This is a genomic window from Rhizobium sp. NFR12 (assembly GCF_900108545.1).
GTDB classification, from domain to species: domain Bacteria; phylum Pseudomonadota; class Alphaproteobacteria; order Rhizobiales; family Rhizobiaceae; genus Neorhizobium; species Neorhizobium soli.
Window position 1 is genome coordinate 1 of record NZ_FNWM01000006.1, and the last position, 19,824, is coordinate 19,824.

A 19,824-nucleotide genomic window follows, 5' to 3' on the forward strand; every position below is an offset into this window, starting at 1 on the left:
TTCCATTGTCATCGACAACACTCTGGACCGTCAATTCGACGTTGCTGCTCCGGACAAGGCGTGGGTCACGGACATCACCTACATCCGGACCAACGAAGGCTTCGCCTATCTCGCGGTGGTGATCGATCTCTATTCCCGCCGTGTTATCGGCTGGTCGATGCAGAGCCGTCAGACAACGGATGTCGTGCTGCAGGCGTTGCTGATGGCTGTCTGGAGGCGAAAGCCAAAGGAAAAGGTTCGGGTGCATTCGGATCAGGGATCGCAATTCACCAGTATGGACTGGGCAGCGTTCCTGAAGCACCACAATCTGGTTCATTCGATGAGCCGACGGGGCAACTGCCATGACAATGCCGTGGCTGAAAGCTTCTTCAATCTGTTGAAGCGGGAGCGGATACGTCGAAAGGTCTATCGCTCAAGAGACGAAGCCAGGCAAGACGTGTTCGACTACATCGAGATGTTCTACAACCCGAAGCGCAAACATGTCAGAAACGGGATGCTGTCGCCCGTAGAGTTCGAAAAGCGGCAGAAAACTTGACCCGAGGGTGTCTAGGAAACTCGGGGCTATTCAGACACTACCGAAGCTCAATAAGGATTAGTGCTCCGTTAGCTAACGAAGTTTACGCTCCCGAAATCGATTGGTTGTAACTTCCTTTCATAATATACGGAGATTACCCTTGATCGAGTTTCGTTCGTGGCTCCAGCGGATCCGCGACACGTTGACGATACGTGTCCAGACAGCGCTGCTAGTAGCTTTTGTCTGTGCTGGCGCCGTTGCACTTGCCGCGGCCGGCGCAGCTTACATTGCTCGAAGCGGAGTGATCGCTGCGGCTGACCGCGAGCTTCAGGCCTTGGCAAGAAACATGGCCGATCGCCTAGATCAACACATGTTCGAACGCTACCGCGAAATTCAGAACATCGCGCACTCCCCGACCCTAAGAGGCGTCTGGCAAGACAATCCTGCAGTTATCCGGGAAACGCTGGAACGCGTTCAATCGAGCTTGCCGGAATATGCATGGCTCGGCTTCGCTACCATGGACGGCAATGTCAGAGCCGCAACCAAGGGAATGCTGGAAAGCGTCTCAGTTAGCAGCAGGCCTTGGTTCGTAAACGGAAGCAAGGCGGCAACTGTCGAGGACGTCCATGACGCAAAGCTCTTGGACAAGCTGCTTCGCACGTCGCCTGACGAAGCCCCGTTTCGATTCGTCGATGTCGCAGTACCCGTGGTCTCAACCGACGGGATTGCCGGTGTGTTGGGCGCCCATATGAGCTGGGCATGGGCTGAAGACGTCAAGCGCACCGTGCTAAGTGGCAGACAGGCCGATGATGCTGAACTCTGGGTGATCGGGCGTGACGGTACGATGCTGATAGGCCCCCGCGACCGTACCCTGACACAAGATCCGGCGCAGGAGGATGTCCAGACCTTTACAGAGGCTGCTTCGGGCGACGACATGCGCACCTCCATTGTTGCAACGAAGGGGTATCAAACCTATCCGGGCCTTGGCTGGAGAGTCGCAGCGCGCAAACCTGCGCAGGTGATCTACGGTCCAGCCAACGCGCTGGTTTTCAAAATTCTTATCGTTGGCGGACTAGCAGCATTGCTGGCAAGCGCAGTCGCCTGGTTGCTGGCTGGCACGGTTACCAAACCGCTGCACAAGTTGTCGCACGACGTCGATCAGATCGGTCGTCAGCCGGGCGTAACGACAGTCGAAAGACAGCATGGGTCGCGCGAAGTGCTTCATCTATCTGCGGCTATTCGGTCCTTGGTCCGCCGGGTTGGGGTGGCAGAAGCGGATCAACATGCGTCCAGTAGTGCCATGGCGGCGCTGCAGCTTGAATTGGAAAACCGCACGAAAGAGTCTGAAGAAAAAGCGATGCGCTTCGGCGCCGACCTTCATGCGCTGCGGGCATTGGCAGATACAGATGGATTGACGGGCTTACTCAACCGCCGGGCGTTTCTACCTTTTGCGGAGGATGCGCTAAGCTATTTCGAGCGCTACGATCGTCCATTCAGCATTCTAATGTTCGACATCGATCATTTTAAGCGCGTCAACGATACTTATGGGCATGCAGTCGGCGACGAGGTCATCAGAGCGGTCGGCGCTTGCATAAAGGACGAAATTAGAACCACTGACAAAGTCGCACGTTTTGGTGGCGAGGAATTTGTCGTGCTCCTGAGGGAAACTGACGAACTTGTCGCGGAAAAAATGGCGGATCGCTTAAAAAGGAAGATCGCCGCGCTCGAGGTTGTCTCGGGCGACCAGACGGTGAAGTTTACGACAAGCGTCGGATGCGCCGTGAGTGATGAACGCAGCCGTGATGTTGAGGATATCATTCAAAGGGCGGACAAGGCGCTCTACACCGCAAAATCGGCGGGGCGTAATCGGGTGCGAGTAAATCGAGAGATCTCTACCAACAGCGCTGCGGCTTAAGGTCTACCCAGCATTCGTCAAGAACTACCATGCAGACCGGTGGTGCTCGTCCGATTCCATGCCGCAAGGTTCAAATCTGCGTAGTGCTTACGGTGGTAGCGCCGCCCACAAGCAAGCCCACCGCGTATGAATCCGAGACCGAAACATGTTCGAAAATAGAACGGGAGTAGCCCGATCTAAGCATACAGCTCACAAGTTCCGTGACGCGATCGAACGCTTCTTGGTCAACCAGCCTCACACCATCATTCAAAACCTTACGCCTGCCACTCGAAACGACAGCGAGGGTATAACCTTGAAGTAGTCTGCGTCCGTCACGACCCACGTGAGGGATTTATATGAATAGTGATAAAGCCGTAAATCATCTATGGCACGGTTCCAGAACCGCCAAGACATGGCCTTGTCACTCGACTGACTTCCAATACGCTGACAATCGCCTTGGTGTCAGGGGTCTGCCAACTATAGCCGGTGCCTGCAACGGATGTTTCTCGCGCCGCTGGTCGCAAAGCTGCACCTCGTCGTCCGGCGCCCGCTTGAGCAGACGATGTCGCAATATCTGATCGACCGCATCAGATCTCTGCCCAATATCGAACTTCACATGGACTGCGAGGTAAATGCGATCGCTGGCGATCCTGCGACCGGCCTGACCTCTGCAACTATTCACAATCGGGTCGATGGCAGCGAACAAAAACTGCCATTGCACCATCTTTTCCTGTTCATCGGCGCCGATCCCAATGCAGGCTGGATTAGCAATCGCGTCCACACCGACGACAAAGGCTTCATCATCACCGGCCAAGCTTTTGACAAACTCTGCAGCTTGCCCCGCAGTCCCCTGCCCCTCGAAACCAGCCTGCCGAATGTCTTTGCCATCGGCGATGTCCGGGCCGGCTCAACCAAACGTGTTGCAGCAGCGGTTGGTGAGGGTGCAGCCGTCGTCTCGCAGATCCACGCTGCGCTCAGCGTTACGAACGCTTCTGGGTAACGCGTCCTATCTTCCCGAACGCAAACCATCCGCCGGATGCCGGCGGATGGTTCTTTTACCCGGATGCCTGTCCGGCGCTAACGAGATCCCGTCAAAACGATGGTTCTGTAAGTGTTTTTGCATGATGATCGAGCGACATGCGAGCCTAAGATGGTGCCGATACATAGGAACGAACGACCGGCTCGGCGCGCCGCGTCGGCAAGACCTCCAAATTGCTGACCCGTGAAAATTACAACGCCTTGAACGGAATCGAACCGCCGACCCTGTCGCTATATTCGCATTAAATCATCTAACCCAGTAATCACTTGCACTCGAAATGACCGGTGGAGGCCATGAGCAGTCTAATCTGTTCCGGAGGCTAACTCCCTCTGATCCGGAATAGTTTCGGTCCACTTACGGGGCAAGACGTTTGGGACGTGGACATGGCCAGCGCGTATCTTGTATTCTACCTGGACCCGTTGGTGAGCGGCGAACATAACGGAGGCCGTGATACGATTTTTGAACCGCCTCTTGCGCCGCACGCAGGCCGCACTGGTGCCGCTGACGTCCTGGCCCGACGGCCCCGGGCCGGCGGAGGTTCCATTACTTGCCGATGGCATGAACCCGATCCTACGCGTTGCAGACGATTGGCGCTTACCCCGTCACGAAACGCGCACGGAGGTCATGGCGCGCTGCGGCGTTCTGCCCGATCCGATCTACAACTGGCCAGCGCTCGTCCTTACCGAGGCCGAACCCCTACCAGGCGCTCTTGCGCCTTGGACGGCAAGCGCCTTCCAGCGCATCCCACCCCAGTTCCCGATTAGCCGTTTCACCGCCCTTGCGTGGTTCGAGGACGACGCGCACGCGAACCTTCGGCGCGTCGCTGACAATCTAACGGCATCACTCGGGCCCACGCTGGTCGGCCAGCGGTGGAACACCGTCGTCGCCGCGTGGCGGTCGGGGCTGGCTGAGGTCTCGCTGACAGCCTGGCCGCCGGAGTGGCAATCGCAAGGTCTGCAGAACCCGTCCGAGGATCGCGACCCTCGCCTTAGGACCGCCTGCCACGTGACGCTGACGACGGGCTTCAGCCTGCCTCTAAGCGCAAGAGAACGAGAATGGGTGACAAGCTCCGTGCCTCTCGCATTCGAGGGGGATGTCGGGACAGCGCGCATGGCACAGGCTGGCCGCCTTGCGCCAGGTGAGACGGAGCTCGAATATGTGCGCGACCCAGAAGACCTGGTCGATGACCGGCAGCGGACGCTTGGGCTGTCAGCAGACGGCGAGGCGCTGATCGTGGTTTCGGATCAGCTCTTCGTCATGCCCCGCACCGACATTCTGCTTCTCGAGGTCATTCGTATGACGCCGGCCAAGGGCGGGGGCGGCTCGTCGCTTCATGCTCATTGTTGCACGCACGCAACCGGCGCGGACAACCAGTCTGTGTTCCTAGCGCAGCACAGCGATCCCGACGGCATGACGGCGCTTGGGCAAGAACTGGGCGAGCGGCTCGGTTGTTTGGTCGAGGTCAGCCGCTACTACCCGGATTGCTGACCACGTACGGATGATGGCTGGGACCAGCGTCGATAGAATGCCGGAGCGAAACGAACAGAAGCGGGCTCGCAAATGGAAGGCAGCAGGACGGACGCATACCGGACCAAGACCGGAACCAAGTGGCACGAAGGAGTGCTTGACCGTTTGCGACGGCTGGGGACCTTGGAGTTTCTCGTCCTCCTTCTCGTCCTGCCGGTCGCAGCGGAGGCGCACGAGCCTGGTTACGCCGACGCAAAGATCGCCTCGCCCGCACGCACCAGCCGCGCGGGCGTCCGTCTCGCCTATCCTGTTGGTGAACTGCCCCGTCGCGGGATGCTGGTCGCGACCGGCAACGTCCTGTCGCCGCTGGCTCGATGGATCGTCATTGATCTCGACCTCATGACGATCCGGCAGGCAACGACCCGTCTAACCGATGCGGGAGGCTCGGTGAAGATCGAAAGCGAACGCACCGATGCCATCTCGGATGACGAGCGGCGCAACGTGATCGCGTCCGGAAACGAGGTCTGGATCATGCCGGGTTCCGATCCACCAGTACTCGGTGAGCCGACAGACCACCTGTGCAGCGTCGCCCTGTTCGACGGCGATGACGTCCTGCAGGAGGTCGGCTCCGATTGTCCAAGACCACGTTTCGTAGCAGTGCTGGAAGCGTTGGCGGCGTCCGCCAACCAGCGAGCCAATTTGCAGGAGCATGCGCCGGCTCCTTCTTCCGCGGAGGCGTCGATCGGCTCAGCGCATCGCGAGCCAGATGGCACGCTGGTCCTATGGCTGCGTGCCACAAACGAAGACGGGTCCGTCGTCGGACATGGTGAGTTTCGCTACTCCCCGAGCGATCAGCACTATGACCGTGTGCTGCGCCATTTGGGACCGATCCCGCCGGGCGGTGAGGTTCTTGTGTTGCCATTTCCACCACGCTGGCCCGACGAACCTGCGTCGCCTCAGCGACCAAGGTCGTAGGTCGCCGTCGCGATCACCTGGGCGCGGTCACGTCGTGCACCCGGCGCGTCGGCACGGCTGAGGACCAGCGCCAGCTTTGGCTCCTCGCGCAGTCGGAAGAAGGTCGAGACCATGTCCTCCTGGCGCTCCTCGCCGATGCGTTCCCAGCGATCAAAAAAGTCCGGCGAAGTGGCCACGGCTTCGGCCGCCGGCTGGAAGTCGACCCCGCCGCCGCCCGTGATGTGGCACATCGGAATGTCGCGCGAGACCACCAGCGCGTAACCCTCGTTGGGTCCGGCATTGATCCGCCAGTAGCGGTTGCCGCGTCGGAGGGGCTCAGGGGGGAGGAGCGGCTCGGGCAGTTTCTCGGTCTCGTACACCGCGCTGCCAAGATCGATGGCCGCGAGGAAGCGCGTCGGATTGTTCAGCCAGCTTGACGGGTCGAGGACCCAAGTCTCGCAGCCGCGCAGTGCGCCCTCCAGGCCGCTGCGCAACGGATCCGCGACAGGACCATCCTGCGCCGATGCGGATCCGGAGATGGCAAGTAGCATCGCGGCGAGCAGCAGGCGGAACAAGCGTTCCATGTCGATGCAACACCTCATGCGCAGCATTATCGGTTCTCCAGACCACGTGAGGCGCGCTCAGCTCTGATCATGCCAGCTTCTCGGCCGATCTGGTCTCGAAGGTCCCTCAGTCCTGCCCGCATCCGCTCGTGTACAACCGGATCCAGCGAAGGATCGGGATAATGTGCGTCCCAAAGAAGCACGGCGTCGATCGTCCGCTCGAGCTTGGGGATATCGCCGAAAGCCCAATTATTGATGGGCGGCCCAAGTGTCTCGAACAGCGACGAGAACAGAGCGGGTTCGCCGGTCGGGTCCTGAGCTGGGCCGCCGTTCAAGCGTGAACGCCAGCGAAGTTGTCCGGCATAGAACCAGAACGTCGCCTCGTCACCCCTCCCCGCCTGCATCAGGGGTGCCGCACGCAGCATGATTTCGCCGGGCAGCGCGTTACCCGCGGTCTCGGCACCTGGCGGCAAGGCCAGCTCCTCTGCGAAGGCAGGTGACGGACCGAGAAGAAACAGGGCCGCCGCTATGAGCTGCGGGAGGATGGTGCAATAGGACATGTGGCGCGGTGGCTCCCTGCGGCTTCAGCCGATGCACAGACTTAGATGATGAAAAAGAAAAGTGAACGGCAGTCTGGCGGATGGACGAGCATTTGTGGAACGGCTTCGAAGGGCCACCTCCAGTGACCCAGTTCTTTCGCAAAAGTCGGTCGCTAGTGCTAGCTTTTTGCGACCGAATTCTGCGACAGAAATTTTGCTTAAAATCGAACGCCGCTGATTTTGTCGCGAATGATTGGTTTTGCGACACTCGCTCCGACGGCGAATGACCCTGGTGGGCCGATTGCCGCTTCTGTTACATTACTACAATCGGACACGACACTTCACTTGCGAGTTTGCAGAGAAAATCGAATTCAGGGTGCTTGTCGGAAATTCACCCATGCTGTCCGGTTGCCATTAAAAGTCATGCGGTAGATGCGTCGGCATAATCGGGAAGTTCGATCTTCTTTGAGTTCCTGAGGTACAAGTTCGAAAAGGTCTTTCGAACTAATGGTGTCCCGGCTACGCGCATCGCACCACGAAGGAAAGCCAGACCAACACGAGAGTGAGGCCAGAGCATACGAGGCACAATCTTCGGTACGCCTTGCCCTTCCTTGACGAAAGGCCGCATGACACGTTCGTACGCCGCAAGCGCAGATGGGAGATCCTCCGTCCTGGACAGTTCGCCCGCCAACACATAGCCACCAACGACCGCAAGCGTCGTTCCAATGCCAGACAATGGTGTGGCACACCAGGCAGCATCGCCCGTCAGCACCACTCGGCCATTAGACCACCGATCCATCCGAACCTGGCGCAGGACATCAAAATAGAAATCGTCAGTCTTGAACATGCCGTCCAGGATGCGCGGGAAATGCCATGCTGCATGAGAGAATTTTTCCTTTAGGAAGAGCTTCTGACGCTCGGTGCTCCAATCATTCTCGCCCTCCGGCTTTTTCTGCATACCGATGTATACATGGACATTGTCTTCGCGACCCGGTTTCAGGGTCGCGCCGATCCCCCCGATGGTGTTGTACTGGCGCGAGAATTCGCCGTCATCGGTCGTCTTGGGAATGCCGAAGTATGCGACAGTGATATCCATCCACTTCGGCTTGTTCTCGTCCGGAAATATCTCCTCCCGGGTCGGCGACCCAACGCCTTCTGCGACAATTACGACGTCATAGCGTTCGCTTGTGCCGCTTGCGAAGTGCACGGTGACGCCTGAGGCATCCTGCTTCAAACCATCTATCGTTTCACCGAACCGATAGGCTGCTCGTTGGCTTGCCGGGTCATAAATCATCCGGGCAATGTCGCCGCGCATGATCTCCAGCTCGGCAGTCGGTCCGTCGCCGATATCAGCTACGGCAAACCGCGCAATTGTATTGTCATTCTCATCTACCCAGTCTGTTCCCGCCTCTCCAGTGGTGAGATCGAGCGCCGCTTGCTCCAAGCCCATCCTGCGCAACACTTCGCGCCCAGCACCGCGAACGTCGACGTTCTGGCCACCGTCGCGAAACGCCGTGGCTTTTTCGATTACCGTGACTTCGAAGCCATATCGAGATAGCCACCAGGCCGTCGTGTTGCCTGCGACGCTCGCGCCACTAATGAGTACTCGTCTGGACATGGGAATGCTCCTGTTGTCCCCATGATTACATCACGCATGATATTAAGTAAACATCACCGATGATATAATCGCCTTCATCGTTCCAGATTGCCGATAAAGCGTTGGAGCATCGATACGAAAACCACAGCCTCTTCAGGAGTGAAGCCCTCCATCCCTCTCGCATTTGTGTCGAGCAGCACCTGTCGCCCAAGCGCTGCCACTACTTGGCCGCGTGGCGTGATGATCACTGTTGAGGCACGCTTATTAGCTGGCACGGGGGAACGCTCAATATAGCCTGCCACTTCCAACTTATCGAGTGTCGCGACCATCGCGGGCTGCTTCACCGCCGATGCTTTTACGAGGTCCCTCTGCAGCAGAGGCCCGCGCCAAGACAACCATAGCAGCGGGCCAAGTAGGGTCAGCGATATTCCATGGACTCGCAATGCATTATCTACCGACCGGTTGAACACTCGTTCGGCATGATTTGCCAGATAGCCAGGAGCAACGGCAGCTTCAGGATGGATGTCTTCATTTTTCTTCATACGGCTTTTCTGGTGATTTCAATTAATTTCACTACTCTATCGCTGGCTCATTGAACCTGCAGTAACTTTCGCATGGCGGCTTGGGCCCGATTGCGGACAGTGACAGCTTCAATGGTCTTGAAAGGACTCTTACCGCCGACCCCGTCGTTTGGCCGATAAGTTCGCGCCGAATTTCCGTGGACGGGCAGCTACTTGCCCTCGGGAATGGCTGATTTGGGGGCGACTACAGACCGTCCGCTGCTCGAGCACGCGATGCAAAAGCGGACACCAGCCTCTGGCTATAGGGACCGCACCAACCATCCGGCCATCACGGTAAAGAAGGTGTTCCTCCACAGGGCGGTTCAGGCTCATATTGTCGATGTGTGGAATCAGCTCGGCAAAGCCGGGCATGGCCACTCAAGCTTGCGGAAGAAAAATGCCTTGCACAAGGTCCTGATACTGCTCTTCCGTGGCGCCGCGGCGGGCGTCCATGAGTGGCCGGATATCATTTGTCGGAATGTAACGCAGCCGATTAGAGCAATCAGTCGCTGCCTCAAAGATCGCTGACGCAACTTTGTCGACTGCGTCCGGATCCGTCCCTCCAGCCATGCCACCGTAGAGTTTTCCGATATGTTCGAGGAATGGATAGTAATCTGTGGCGACGGGGATTGGGGCGCCTTCCGATCCGCTTCGTGCCATGAAACCTGTACTAGGAGCCCCGCCTGGCTCCACGAGCTTAACCGTGATGCCGAGTCCAGAGAGTTCATACCCGAGAGCCTCTGTGAAGCCCTCGACGGCAAATTTCGAGGCGCTGTATAGAGAGGCCATAGGGAAGCCTACGACACCCGCACCCGACGAGATGTTGATGATCGTGCCTTTGCGGTTAGACCGAAAATGCGGAAGGATTGCGCGGGTGACATCCATGACGCCAAAGACGTTGACGTCGAATTGTCGTTTCACAGCTTCGCGAGACGCACCCTCAAATACCGCAAAGAGGCCGTATCCCGCATTATTGACGAGAGCGTCAATACGACCGAAACGCGCAATTCCTTCCGAGATGGCGGCTTCAATGGTGTCCAGGTCCTCGACGTCGAGACGGGTCACCAGCACGTTATCACCCAACTGCAGTGCGTTGCTCGCCTCTGGATTGCGCATTGTCGCGATGACATTCCACCCGCGCGCGGCAAAAAGCCTGGCGGTCGCCTCTCCAAAGCCAGAGGACGTGCCTGTGATGAGAATTGTTTGTGTCATGTGATGCTTCCGTTTGCTGACTTGCCAAACCTTCGAGTGAAAAATAACCGACGGTCTGTCGCTTGTGGCGGGTCGCTGACTGTGGCGAGCGGATCCGAAACACAAAAAGATCTCGCAGAGCTGCGACGAACTGGCTGTTGCGCGATGCTCGATCCGTCATGGCATCGACCCTCGAAGGCGAATTGGCATGCAAATATTTCTTCAAATTGGACCGCTTGTCAGTCTCGCCGCGCAGCAGGTTTGCGACGAAGCGGCGAGACTGATCGGAGGCATCGACCGTGCCGCGGGTGATCAGCTTTTGAAGAACGCCAGGAGGTCGGCGTTGATCACATCCGGATTTGTTGCGAATATACCGTGCGGCAAGCCTGGATACACTTTAAGCGTTCCGTTTTTTAAAAGCTTGACGGCTTTCAGCGCCGAGTTTCCAATCGGGACGATTTGATCATCCTCACCGTGCATCACCAGTACCGGCACGTCGATCTTTTTCAGATCCTCGGTGAAGTCCGTTTCCGAGAACGTTTTGACGCAATCGTATTGGGCCTTCATGTCGCCCAGCATGGCCTGACGCCACCAATTCTTCTTCGTGCCCTCGGAGGCCTTAGCACCGTCGCGATTATAGCCGTAGAAGGGACCAGCAGGGAGGTCCGTGTAGAATTGGGCACGATTGCCGGCAACACCGGCCCGAATACCATCGAATACTTCCATCGGAACACCGTCAGGATTCTTCTCCGACTTGACCATCACCGGCGGGATAGCACTCAGCGTCGCTGCCTTCGAAACGACACCACCGCCACCGTGTTTGGCAACGTAGCGGATAACTTCACCGCCGCCCGTCGAATGGCCGACATGGATGGCGGCCTTAAGGTCAAGATGCTTGACCAACGCCGCGCAATCGTCGGCGTAAGTATCCATATCGTTATTCGTTGGCGAAGGGCTGGACCTACCATGACCACGACGATCATAGGCGATCACCCGAAAGCCTTTTCCGAGGAAGAACATCATCTGTTCGTCCCAGTCATCAGCGCTCAGCGGCCAGCCATGATGGAATACGATTGGCTGGCCCGTGCCCCAATCCTTGTAGAAGATCTCAGTGCCGTCCTTGACTGTGATGGTACCCATGTCTGTAACTCCTGATTTGACGTTGATTTTCGGCTGAACCGCTGCCGGTAGTGACGTTGGCACGACGGCGGCAACAGCAGCGATTGACGCGATGCCAACCAGAACCTCCCGGCGTGTTGCTCCGCCGTCGGCAGAGCTATCTCGAGTAAACATTCTTTTCTCCTTTCCAGGCCGGATGGCCTTGGTCGATTAACAAATTTGTCCATAGCGACGACCCCAGGGAGACGAGCACCTTGTTCGAAATCGAGAAAACAAATGGGCAAAATGACTGCTTGCCGCGGATAGGAAAGCGGATCCATCTTGGGTTGGAGCAACGCCTATTCCGAGATTTTTACGAAGCCTGACTGAACAAGCTCTATCGTTCTTGCCATGGCGTCCGTGTTGACTTTCACATCAGGCAACAGGTCGTCGTTCACCCAACTGTGCGCTTTCGCTGTGGCACCGCACAGCTCGACACGTACACCGCGCCTCACGAGGACAGCGACCAGTTCCTTGTAGGGGTTGCCTGTAGAAATATTTCGGTCTGCGTTGTAGGTCGCATCGCTGATCAGGACATGGCCAGCATTGGTATGAAACACTGCGATGATGTCTGATGCCGCGTTCCAGTCATAGACGTCATCCGTAATGAGCGTCATATGAAAGAGGGACGCTGGCAGATCGCCTTCAAATGTAAGGCCTCCGACGCTGAAAACTGCTTTCACCTCAGTCAACTTGACCGGGATGTCGATATGCAAATTTTGCTTCGAATCTTTCATTGGCAATATTCCTTTCCATGAGCTTCGTTGAGGCGTGCATAAGATTAGTCAGCACACGGATGTTGCTTCGGGCCGGAAAAGCATGGATACGGTTTGCGATATGACGTCTTTGGACCGGACCGGTCGCGCCGCCGCCTCTCCAAATACCGCGCCGCCTTCAGGCAGCGAGGATGGCAGGCGTTAGTGTCGAGAGCACCACCTGCCCCGGACGGGCTCGATCGGCGGGGACTACGGCTTCGGCTATGATACTGGCAATGTTCTTGACTGTGTTTGTATTCATGGTTCTAACTCCTGATGCCAGCGGGCATTCGAGCGATTGCCGCACGGCCACCCTGCGCAAGGCGGCCACCGCTTGCGTTTACGCCTCCAAAACAACATCTCGGCGAAATCCATCCTGCTACCGCCTAGTCCTACGACATACCGTTCCGCTCTGTGATCGGCTGGACGGACAATAAGCGAGGAGGAAACGACAAATGGCGATGTCCCACCATGGCCCTCGGCCAATCGAGATTGCTATCGTCTTACGTGAGAAAGCGATGCTTGGCGTCGTTCACGGCCTGACGGACTTTTTCCGCATTGCTGACGACCTGAGCCGAAAACGCCTCGGCGTGGATACGCCAGTGATAAGGCTAAGCCATTTCTCTGATACAGAATCGGGTGGGGTCACCAGAACATTCGATGCGATCGCGGATGCCGTATCGGAAGATGTAAACGATCAACCACACGTCATCATCATACCACCCCGCCAAACATCAAGCCTTGGTATTGAGGCCAGTACTGCATGGTCGGACTGGTTAAAGGCCCAGCACACTCGCGGGTCAATTTTGACATCGATATGCGGCGGCACGTTTCTGCTCGCTCAGACCGGTCTCCTGGACGGTCGCAGGGCCACAACGCACGCACCTAGCGCCCAGGAGTTGACCGACTTGTTTCCGGACGTGCAAATCGATGTTGATGCTGTAAGAACCGAGGAAGACGATATCATCACGGTCGGCGGAGTAATGGCCTGGACCGACCTCGCTCTCGTCCTCGTTCGGCGACTGCTCGGTCCTGCCGCAATGGAAGAGACCGCAAATTTTTTTATGCTCCAGGCACCCAGTCGGGAGCAGCGTTTCTACAAGACGTTCCTCCCTGAAATGAACCATGGCGATAGCGCTGTGCTGAAGTCTCAGTATGAACTCCATGCTCGAGGTCCGTCTGGAATAACCGTCAAACACATGGCCAGGTGGTCCGGTCTGGAACCACGGACCTTCACGCGCCGCTTTCGTAAGGCCACCGGGTGCAATCCCAACGTATACCGTCAAAAATTGCAGATGGAGAAGGCGCGCGAGTTGCTCGAAGCGAACGACGTGCCCGTCACCGAAGTCTCGTATGAGGTTGGCTATGCTGACATAGCGTCTTTCCGACAAACATTCGTCCGGGAGACTGGACTCAGCCCAAGCGAATACCGACGAAATTTTGGTCATATCGAGCGCTTTAGCTAGCGACCGCGAATCGTCTTGTTCACGTCAGCGCAGCAAAACAAAACTCCCAACAAGGAGCTCAGGCAGCGACCTGAAAGTTTTCTCGGTATCGCAGTGGAGTGATACCGAGCCTGCGCTGAAATACGCTCCGCATCTGATCAACGCTTGCGAAGCCACAGTCAAATGCGATCACCTTAAGCGCCCGTGTTGTCGCCTCGAGTAGATTGCGTGCGTGGTCAATCCGGATGCCCTCCACGAAATCGTGTGGCGTTGTATTCAGTTCTTGAACGAAAAGCCGCGCGATACTCCTGGGACTGACGCCAGCAATTTCGGCCAAGCGCTCGACGGAAAGCAACTCGCTGATGTGCTCCATGACGTAGGCCTGAACTTTGCCGAGCGGCGTCGACGTCTCGGTTGGCGCTCCGAGAAGCGGGCTGAACTGTGACTGGCCACCATGGCGCTGGGCCACTACAACCAGCGCCTTGGCACAAGAAAGTGACAAAGCCGATCCATGATCCTCGCCAACAAGAGCGAGACTGAGGTCGATTCCGGCGGTCACACCGGCGGACGTCACTAAACGGCCGTCGCGGGCATAAATGCGGTCGTGCTCGACCTGTGCCGCAGGGAATTTCACTGCCAGTTGAAAGGAACACCGCCAATGTGTGGTCACGGTCCGTCCATCGAGAAGTCCGGCATGTCCGAGCGCGAAAGCGCCGTTGCAGACCGAACCATGCCGCCTTGCCAATACGCCCCACTGACGAAGCCATTCTGACATTTCCTCGTCTGGCTCACGATCCGGTAGATCGGGACCGCCAGCGACAAGGACCGTATCGAACTCGCGTCCGGCCTGTTCGAAGCTGAGATCGGGTATCATCCACATGCCGCTCGAACTGCGAACAGGCGCAGTGCTTCCCGCTAATAGCACACATCGATAGTGCTCGTGTTCCGGCAAGAATCCGTTTGCTTCAGCAAACACGTCGAGTGGCCCTGCCACATCGAGCGCCTGAACACCCTCATGAATGACGAGCGCTACCTCTCTCCTTGTCATCAATACCTCGTATTTTACTGAATTGCAGGTCGAACCTGCCGACACGTCGCGTTCCGCCTGGATGGTCGCAGGCAGGTAGCTGGGCTGTTTTGGCAGTTTTTCACGGTAGACAGTGATTGCTGCCATCCGTGACACTTGCGATATAAGGAACCAGGACGCAATGCCCCTTGGTTTTGTCCCTGCACCAGAACAGCGACCAATCAGTAACCGTCGGATTTACTCAAATCCCGGTGCGGTCAAATCATGTCAATCGACAAGGAGACGAGATATGGGACACGAACACCGTTCAGCGACGACTGATAGCCTGTTTTCACGGCCTAGCATCAGCAGCGTATCGGTCCCCGACAGCGCGCTTGGCCGCGCCATTACGGAGTTTGTCAGGGACACCGAGACCGACCTACTCTTTAACCATTCGAGCCGTGTGTACTATTTCGGTGCGATCGCCGGACAGCAGCGAGGCCTTTCCGTTAACCGGGAGCTTCTCTACGCGGCAACAATGTTCCATGATGTCGGTCTAATGCCTGCGCACAGCACCGCAGATCTCAGGTTTGAAGTCGATGGGGCAAACGCCGCCCGAGATTTCCTAAAGAGCCATAATGTCGATCCTTCCGATATCGAAAAGGTCTGGACTGGTATCGCGCTCCACACCACTCCGGGCGTGCCCGAGTTCATGCATCCGGTGATCGCGCTGACGACGGCGGGCGTCGAGATGGACGTTCTGGGCCTGACCTACGACCAATACACCGACGAGATAAGGGAGGCGATTGTTACAGCCTTCCCCCGGACATCACAGTTCAAGGAAGACATCATACAAGCCTTCTACGACGGCAATCGCCACAAGCCGCTAACGACATTCGGCAATGTCAACGCGGACGTCATTGCCGACAAGCAACCGCATTTCTGCCGCACCAATTTCTGCTCCCTCATTCGATGCTCAGGTTGGAAGGCCTAGTTGTTTTCTGTCGCCAAAGAAGCGCAAACACGTCAGAGACGCAATGCCCTCACCTATCGAGAGCGAAAGCAGCAGAAACGTTACCCGAGGGTGTCTACGGAGGCAGTGCTATTCAATAACTTCTCTGAGACCTAACAGCTTCGCGGTGACAGGATCAATGCGCCATGCGGCTGCGAAACCTATGCCGTCCCTGTGAATCCGACGGATTGTCCCAAGCACCCCTCGCTTTGTCACCAATGCCACTCATACGGCGAAAGCACGGGTGGTAAACATCCACAGGTGGATAGGGCGACAAATGAGCTAAGTTGAAGTTTCCGTTGTTGTCCCACCTTCCGATTAGTGGCCGCACAGGGCTTGCCCAAGTGGCCGTACCTGTGCGGACGATGAACAGAGCCTAGGCAAGGTGTTCAACCTGGCGGTGCCATACACCGCGTGACCCGCCTTGATCGCCATAAACTCAAGCTTGTAGCGGGCGGCCCTAGAAGCCGGTCTCGGAAAGGTAGTTATGAAGTCCGAACACATTCTCTCCCGCCGCGGTTTTTGCCTTTGCTGTGTAGGCGCGGCGGGTTTCGCCGCCACCGGAGGATGGTTGAGCCCCCGTGCGGCTTATGCCGAGGCCCGCGGCATCGTAAGCCTCATTAAGGACAGCGCCGCTAAGTCCGTAATATCCGCTCATAAGCTGAGGAACGGTGTCACGGTCCTTGAAGGCTCCGGCGGCAACGTCGCCGTGGTGAGCGGCAAGGACGGTCTTGTCATGATCGACGCAGGGATCAGCGTCTCCCGCAAGCAGATGACGAAGGCACTGGCCGACATTTCTCGAGAGCCCGTCACGCATTTGATCAATACCCATTGGCATTTCGACCACGCAGACGGAAACTCCTGGATCGGCTCCGACAAGACCAAGATTATCGCGCACGAGAACACCCGCAAGTATCTTTCGCAGGTTCAGCGAGTCGAAGACTGGGACTACAATTTCCTCCCGCTCCACGGCAGCGGGGTACCCCAGCACGTCTTCTCGAAGGAGCATTCGCTCAAGCTCAACGGCGAGACCCTCGCCCTGAAGTACTACGGGCCGGCGCATACCGACGGCGATATTTCAGTGCTGTTCTCCGAGGCGGACATCCTTCATGTCGGCGATACCTTCTGGAACGGGATATACCCGTTCATAGACCACTCGACGGGTGGCAGCATCGACGGAATGATTGCGGCATGCGAAGCGAACCTGGCGGTCTCCACGGACAAGACGATCATCATTCCTGGCCATGGAAACCCAGTCAGCAACCGCTCGGAACTTCGCGGCTTTCGGGACATGATGGTTGGTATCAGGGAGAACGTGGCAACGCTCAAACGTCAAGGTCGAACCCGCGACGAGGCGGTGGAAGCCAAGCCGACGGCGGCCTTCGATGCCGAATGGGGCCAGTTTGTCATCGACCCTGCCTTCTTCACCCGACTCGTCTACGAAGGCGTGTAACCGCCGAGGGCCATTGAACCCGTCGTTTTCCCAACGCACTGGTCTCGAGCTGAAACTCGCCATTGGGGCGCTCCCAGGAGGGCGCCCCAACCCAAGCTACCGGAAAGAGCAGATGACTGTGTCAGTACGCGCGAGCCTCTATTCAGCCGACATTTGTGCTGTCTTCCTAGCAAGTCCAAAGGCCCTTGGCGAAACTGCAGGCGATCAAAGATCACCTCGGAGTGTCGCTCGACCCTCTAGGCTGATCACTGCTGCAGCCACGGCTTTGGACCGAGCCTCAAGGATAGTCTTTGATTCCACGTGACACCGGATCAACAGGCAGGAACGCCGCAAGCAAGCCAAAGGGCAGTGGCACGAGCTCTCCTTCGCATCGGCTGTGTGAAGCAGCGGCTTAGTCAACGTCTGCTCTCCGGCGGGCGCGACGGTGGCCTCTATAACCGACATGAAGACGCAAAGCCGTCGTTGCGGCTGACCCGAAGTACGCTCGAGCACGATGTCTTGCCGACGTCTTTGCCTTGAAAGGATCTGAACCATCGACCCTCTTATTTTAGCCATCGACCGTGGCCGGCGGAGTGACACTGTTGGCACATTTTTAGCGGACTTGCCGGTTTGATGACGTACCCGTCTGCGACAACGTCTGCTGCCCCGGAAAATCTATCAGGTCGCTCCGCCCGTTGGGTTTAAATAAACGAAGTGGACGAAGCCAAATCAAGATCTCTGCGTCAAATGGCATCTACCCTCATTTTGAAGATGCAACTGTTCGCGAAGTTCTTTATTGTGCTTGTAAGTTTTTGAATCTTTGGAGATTGCATGTCGATCGCGACACAAATCGTTGATCAGCGGATTGTTGGTCTGCTCACCGAATTGGAGGAGCCGTTCACAAACGAACTGAAGCTTGGGATCGATCAGAACAAGCGGAAATCAGCTGCTTTCGTGTATCTTGTTGCCAAGACACTGCTTAATCTTTCCGATGACGATACGCTTGACGGAGTTGTCGACGGTGGCAACGATTTTGGCATCGACGCTCTCTATTTTTCGCAGCCGACAGATGGTGAGATCCCAATCACTGTTGTTCAGGGAAAATATAAGCAAACATTCGACGGAGACGCTAATTTTCCGGAGAATGGTGTCGCCAAAATGATTGACGCGATCGGCGCTCTATTCGACCCAGCGCGGGGGCTTACGTTAAATGCGCGGCTCCTTAAACGTATAGAAGACATTCGTTCGTTTGTTGCGGGTGGAGCTATACCGCGGGTAACAGCAATTGGTGCCAACAACGGCCTTGCTTGGAATGCTATCGCGCAACGCCGCATTGATGACAGCGTGCGGTCATTTGGAGACCAGGTCGAGTGGCGTCACGTTGGACCCGATGAACTTCTAACGCTACTTCAAGCGCAGCGACCAATCGATACCACTTTGCAGTTGAGCGGCGCGGCGATTGTTGAACCATTCGATTTCCGACGCGTGTTGATCGGGAGAATCTCTGTTTCGGAGCTTGCTAAGCTTGCTGAACAATTTGGCGACAGGTTGCTAGAACGCAATATCCGCCGCTATCTGGGCTTGGCGGGGAACCGAGTCAACGAAGCGGTCGCCGAAACGCTTCGCGACGTCGATCAGCGAAGCAATTTTTACTTCTATAACAATGGAATCACAATCACCTGCACCCAGTTCCGTCACAATGCTTTAGTACAAAGCAATTCTCAGGTGCAGATTAGCGGATTGCAGATCGTCAACGGAGGACAAACGTCCAAGACCGTACAGCAGGTGGCACGAGAAGTTGGGCCTGATGTCGCCGCAGCACAGGTACTCATTCGCATTTACGAGCTTCCAGAAAATGATCAAGATCTGGTTGATGCTATCACCTACGCGACCAACAGCCAAAATCCCGTTGATCTAAGGGACCTCAAGGCCAATGATCCGCGACAAAGGCAGCTGGCGGAATCGATACGCGGACTGGGCTTTGGCTACCGCACGAAACGCGAAGAGCGAGCAACCGCGTCAGACGAGCTAACGAGTGCAGTCGTGGCGGAAGCGGTGTTGGCCATATGGCGGCACAGGCCGCACCAAGCGCGCTTCTCGGGAAGAGAGCACTTCGGGGCACTTTATGACATAATATTCGCAGGCGACTTGAACGGCGCGCAAGCCGTTATCGCAGCTCTGATCCTTCGCCAAGTTGAAAATCGTCGGAAGCGGCCGCCCGCGGACGCGCCAGATTTCTTGTCTTATGGTTCGCGGTTTGTTGCCATGTTAATGGGTAGATATCTTTTGCACGATCTCGGCATAACGTTGGACAAGCTGAATCATACAACCTTCGTCAAAGCACGGACGCGCATAGAAGAGCACGGAGCTGCCTATATCACTCGCGCAGAAACGGAAATTGAGGACGCACTGAAACCGCTCTTTGATGGACGTGAGCGGACACTGCAGCGACTTTCTGCGACATTCAGGCGCGCGGATCTTGTCGAGACGCTTACTGGCGCACCGCTATCGGCGACACCAGATCAACAGACGAGCTGAATCTCGAATTTTCTACGGTATGGCATCAATCGTGGGACCTTCGACGAGACTATCGGGCTCACGATGCCAAAAGGGAACCTGTTCTTGAACCAATTCGAACCAATGACCCGGTTGAGAGTTGGTCGTCATCAGCCAAGTTGTATGGTTTGGTTGGCTTCGC

Annotated in this window: 17 protein-coding genes and 1 pseudogene; 9 read left to right on the top strand and 9 right to left on the bottom strand. The window is 56.8% G+C overall.

The window, feature by feature from the left end; genetic code table 11:
- From BLW69_RS20400 to BLW69_RS23035, 5 genes and pseudogenes are all read left to right on the top strand, one after another.
- Positions 1-535, top strand: a 535-nt coding sequence (locus BLW69_RS20400) for an IS3 family transposase (RefSeq protein ID WP_139283906.1), incomplete at its 5' end; no start/stop codon positions are given.
- Positions 536-674: 139 nt separating this feature from the next.
- Positions 675-2,429: a sensor domain-containing diguanylate cyclase gene (locus BLW69_RS20405; protein ID WP_092664676.1), complete on the top strand. Its 1,755-nt coding sequence runs from the start codon at positions 675-677 to the stop codon at positions 2,427-2,429.
- Between the two features lie 478 nt (positions 2,430-2,907).
- A pseudogene (locus tag BLW69_RS20410) lies at positions 2,908-3,408 on the top strand (NAD(P)/FAD-dependent oxidoreductase); the annotation flags it as partial.
- A gap of 486 nt (positions 3,409-3,894) precedes the next feature.
- Positions 3,895-4,935 carry a hypothetical protein gene (locus tag BLW69_RS20415; RefSeq protein WP_139283907.1) on the top strand — a complete coding sequence of 347 codons (1,041 nt, stop codon included), beginning with the start codon at positions 3,895-3,897 and terminating at the stop codon, positions 4,933-4,935.
- Between the two features lie 162 nt (positions 4,936-5,097).
- A complete protein-coding gene (locus BLW69_RS23035; protein WP_244508913.1) occupies positions 5,098-5,889 on the top strand; it encodes a hypothetical protein in 792 nt (263 codons plus the stop codon).
- Here the strand turns inward: BLW69_RS23035 and BLW69_RS20425 are convergent.
- The 8 genes from BLW69_RS20425 to BLW69_RS23170 all read right to left on the bottom strand — a co-directional run bounded on the left by BLW69_RS20425 (position 5,871) and on the right by BLW69_RS23170 (position 12,493).
- The gene (locus BLW69_RS20425; protein WP_092664682.1) at positions 5,871-6,479 is read right to left on the bottom strand and encodes a hypothetical protein; all 609 of its coding nucleotides are present in this window, start codon (positions 6,477-6,479) and stop codon (positions 5,871-5,873) included. The two genes, BLW69_RS23035 and BLW69_RS20425, sit on opposite strands and share 19 nt — an antisense overlap.
- Positions 6,479-6,991 carry a hypothetical protein gene (locus tag BLW69_RS20430; RefSeq protein ID WP_092664686.1) on the bottom strand — a complete coding sequence of 171 codons (513 nt, stop codon included), beginning with the start codon at positions 6,989-6,991 and terminating at the stop codon, positions 6,479-6,481. Before BLW69_RS20430 ends, BLW69_RS20425 begins: the two co-directional genes overlap by 1 nt.
- Before the next feature lie 400 nt (positions 6,992-7,391).
- Complete coding sequence (locus BLW69_RS20435) at positions 7,392-8,588, bottom strand: FAD-dependent monooxygenase (RefSeq protein ID WP_092664689.1); 1,197 nt, start codon at positions 8,586-8,588, stop codon at positions 7,392-7,394.
- Positions 8,589-8,662: 74 nt separating this feature from the next.
- Positions 8,663-9,109 (bottom strand): MarR family winged helix-turn-helix transcriptional regulator, encoded by a 447-nt coding sequence (locus tag BLW69_RS20440; protein WP_092664692.1) that lies wholly within the window; start codon positions 9,107-9,109, stop codon positions 8,663-8,665.
- A 396-nt stretch (positions 9,110-9,505) separates the two neighbouring features.
- On the bottom strand, positions 9,506-10,339 hold the full coding sequence (locus tag BLW69_RS20445) for an SDR family oxidoreductase (RefSeq protein WP_092664695.1): 834 nt from the start codon (positions 10,337-10,339) through the stop codon (positions 9,506-9,508).
- 291 nt (positions 10,340-10,630) lie between these two features.
- A complete protein-coding gene (locus tag BLW69_RS20450; RefSeq protein ID WP_244508919.1) occupies positions 10,631-11,458 on the bottom strand; it encodes an alpha/beta fold hydrolase in 828 nt (275 codons plus the stop codon).
- A gap of 317 nt (positions 11,459-11,775) precedes the next feature.
- A complete protein-coding gene (locus BLW69_RS20455; protein ID WP_092664702.1) occupies positions 11,776-12,213 on the bottom strand; it encodes a DsrE family protein in 438 nt (145 codons plus the stop codon).
- Positions 12,214-12,370: 157 nt separating this feature from the next.
- On the bottom strand, positions 12,371-12,493 hold the full coding sequence (locus BLW69_RS23170; RefSeq protein WP_280141303.1) for a hypothetical protein: 123 nt from the start codon (positions 12,491-12,493) through the stop codon (positions 12,371-12,373).
- Between the two features lie 193 nt (positions 12,494-12,686).
- On the opposite strand from BLW69_RS23170, the gene BLW69_RS20460 reads away from it, so the two are divergent.
- Positions 12,687-13,697, top strand: coding sequence for a GlxA family transcriptional regulator (locus BLW69_RS20460; protein ID WP_092664705.1), 1,011 nt, complete (start codon positions 12,687-12,689; stop codon positions 13,695-13,697).
- A 58-nt stretch (positions 13,698-13,755) separates the two neighbouring features.
- On the opposite strand, the gene BLW69_RS20465 is transcribed toward BLW69_RS20460, so the two are convergent.
- Positions 13,756-14,850 carry a GlxA family transcriptional regulator gene (locus BLW69_RS20465; RefSeq protein WP_348271849.1) on the bottom strand — a complete coding sequence of 365 codons (1,095 nt, stop codon included), beginning with the start codon at positions 14,848-14,850 and terminating at the stop codon, positions 13,756-13,758.
- 142 nt (positions 14,851-14,992) lie between these two features.
- Here BLW69_RS20465 and BLW69_RS20470 point away from each other — a divergent pair, with 142 nt between their 5' ends.
- From BLW69_RS20470 to BLW69_RS20480, 3 genes are all read left to right on the top strand, one after another.
- The gene (locus BLW69_RS20470) at positions 14,993-15,676 is read left to right on the top strand and encodes an HD domain-containing protein (RefSeq protein ID WP_092664708.1); all 684 of its coding nucleotides are present in this window, start codon (positions 14,993-14,995) and stop codon (positions 15,674-15,676) included.
- A 505-nt stretch (positions 15,677-16,181) separates the two neighbouring features.
- Positions 16,182-17,147, top strand: coding sequence for an MBL fold metallo-hydrolase (locus tag BLW69_RS20475; protein WP_092664710.1), 966 nt, complete (start codon positions 16,182-16,184; stop codon positions 17,145-17,147).
- Between the two features lie 810 nt (positions 17,148-17,957).
- Positions 17,958-19,664, top strand: a complete 1,707-nt coding sequence (locus BLW69_RS20480) for an AIPR family protein (protein ID WP_092664713.1) — start codon at positions 17,958-17,960, stop codon at positions 19,662-19,664.
- Positions 19,665-19,824: the final 160 nt, after the last annotated feature.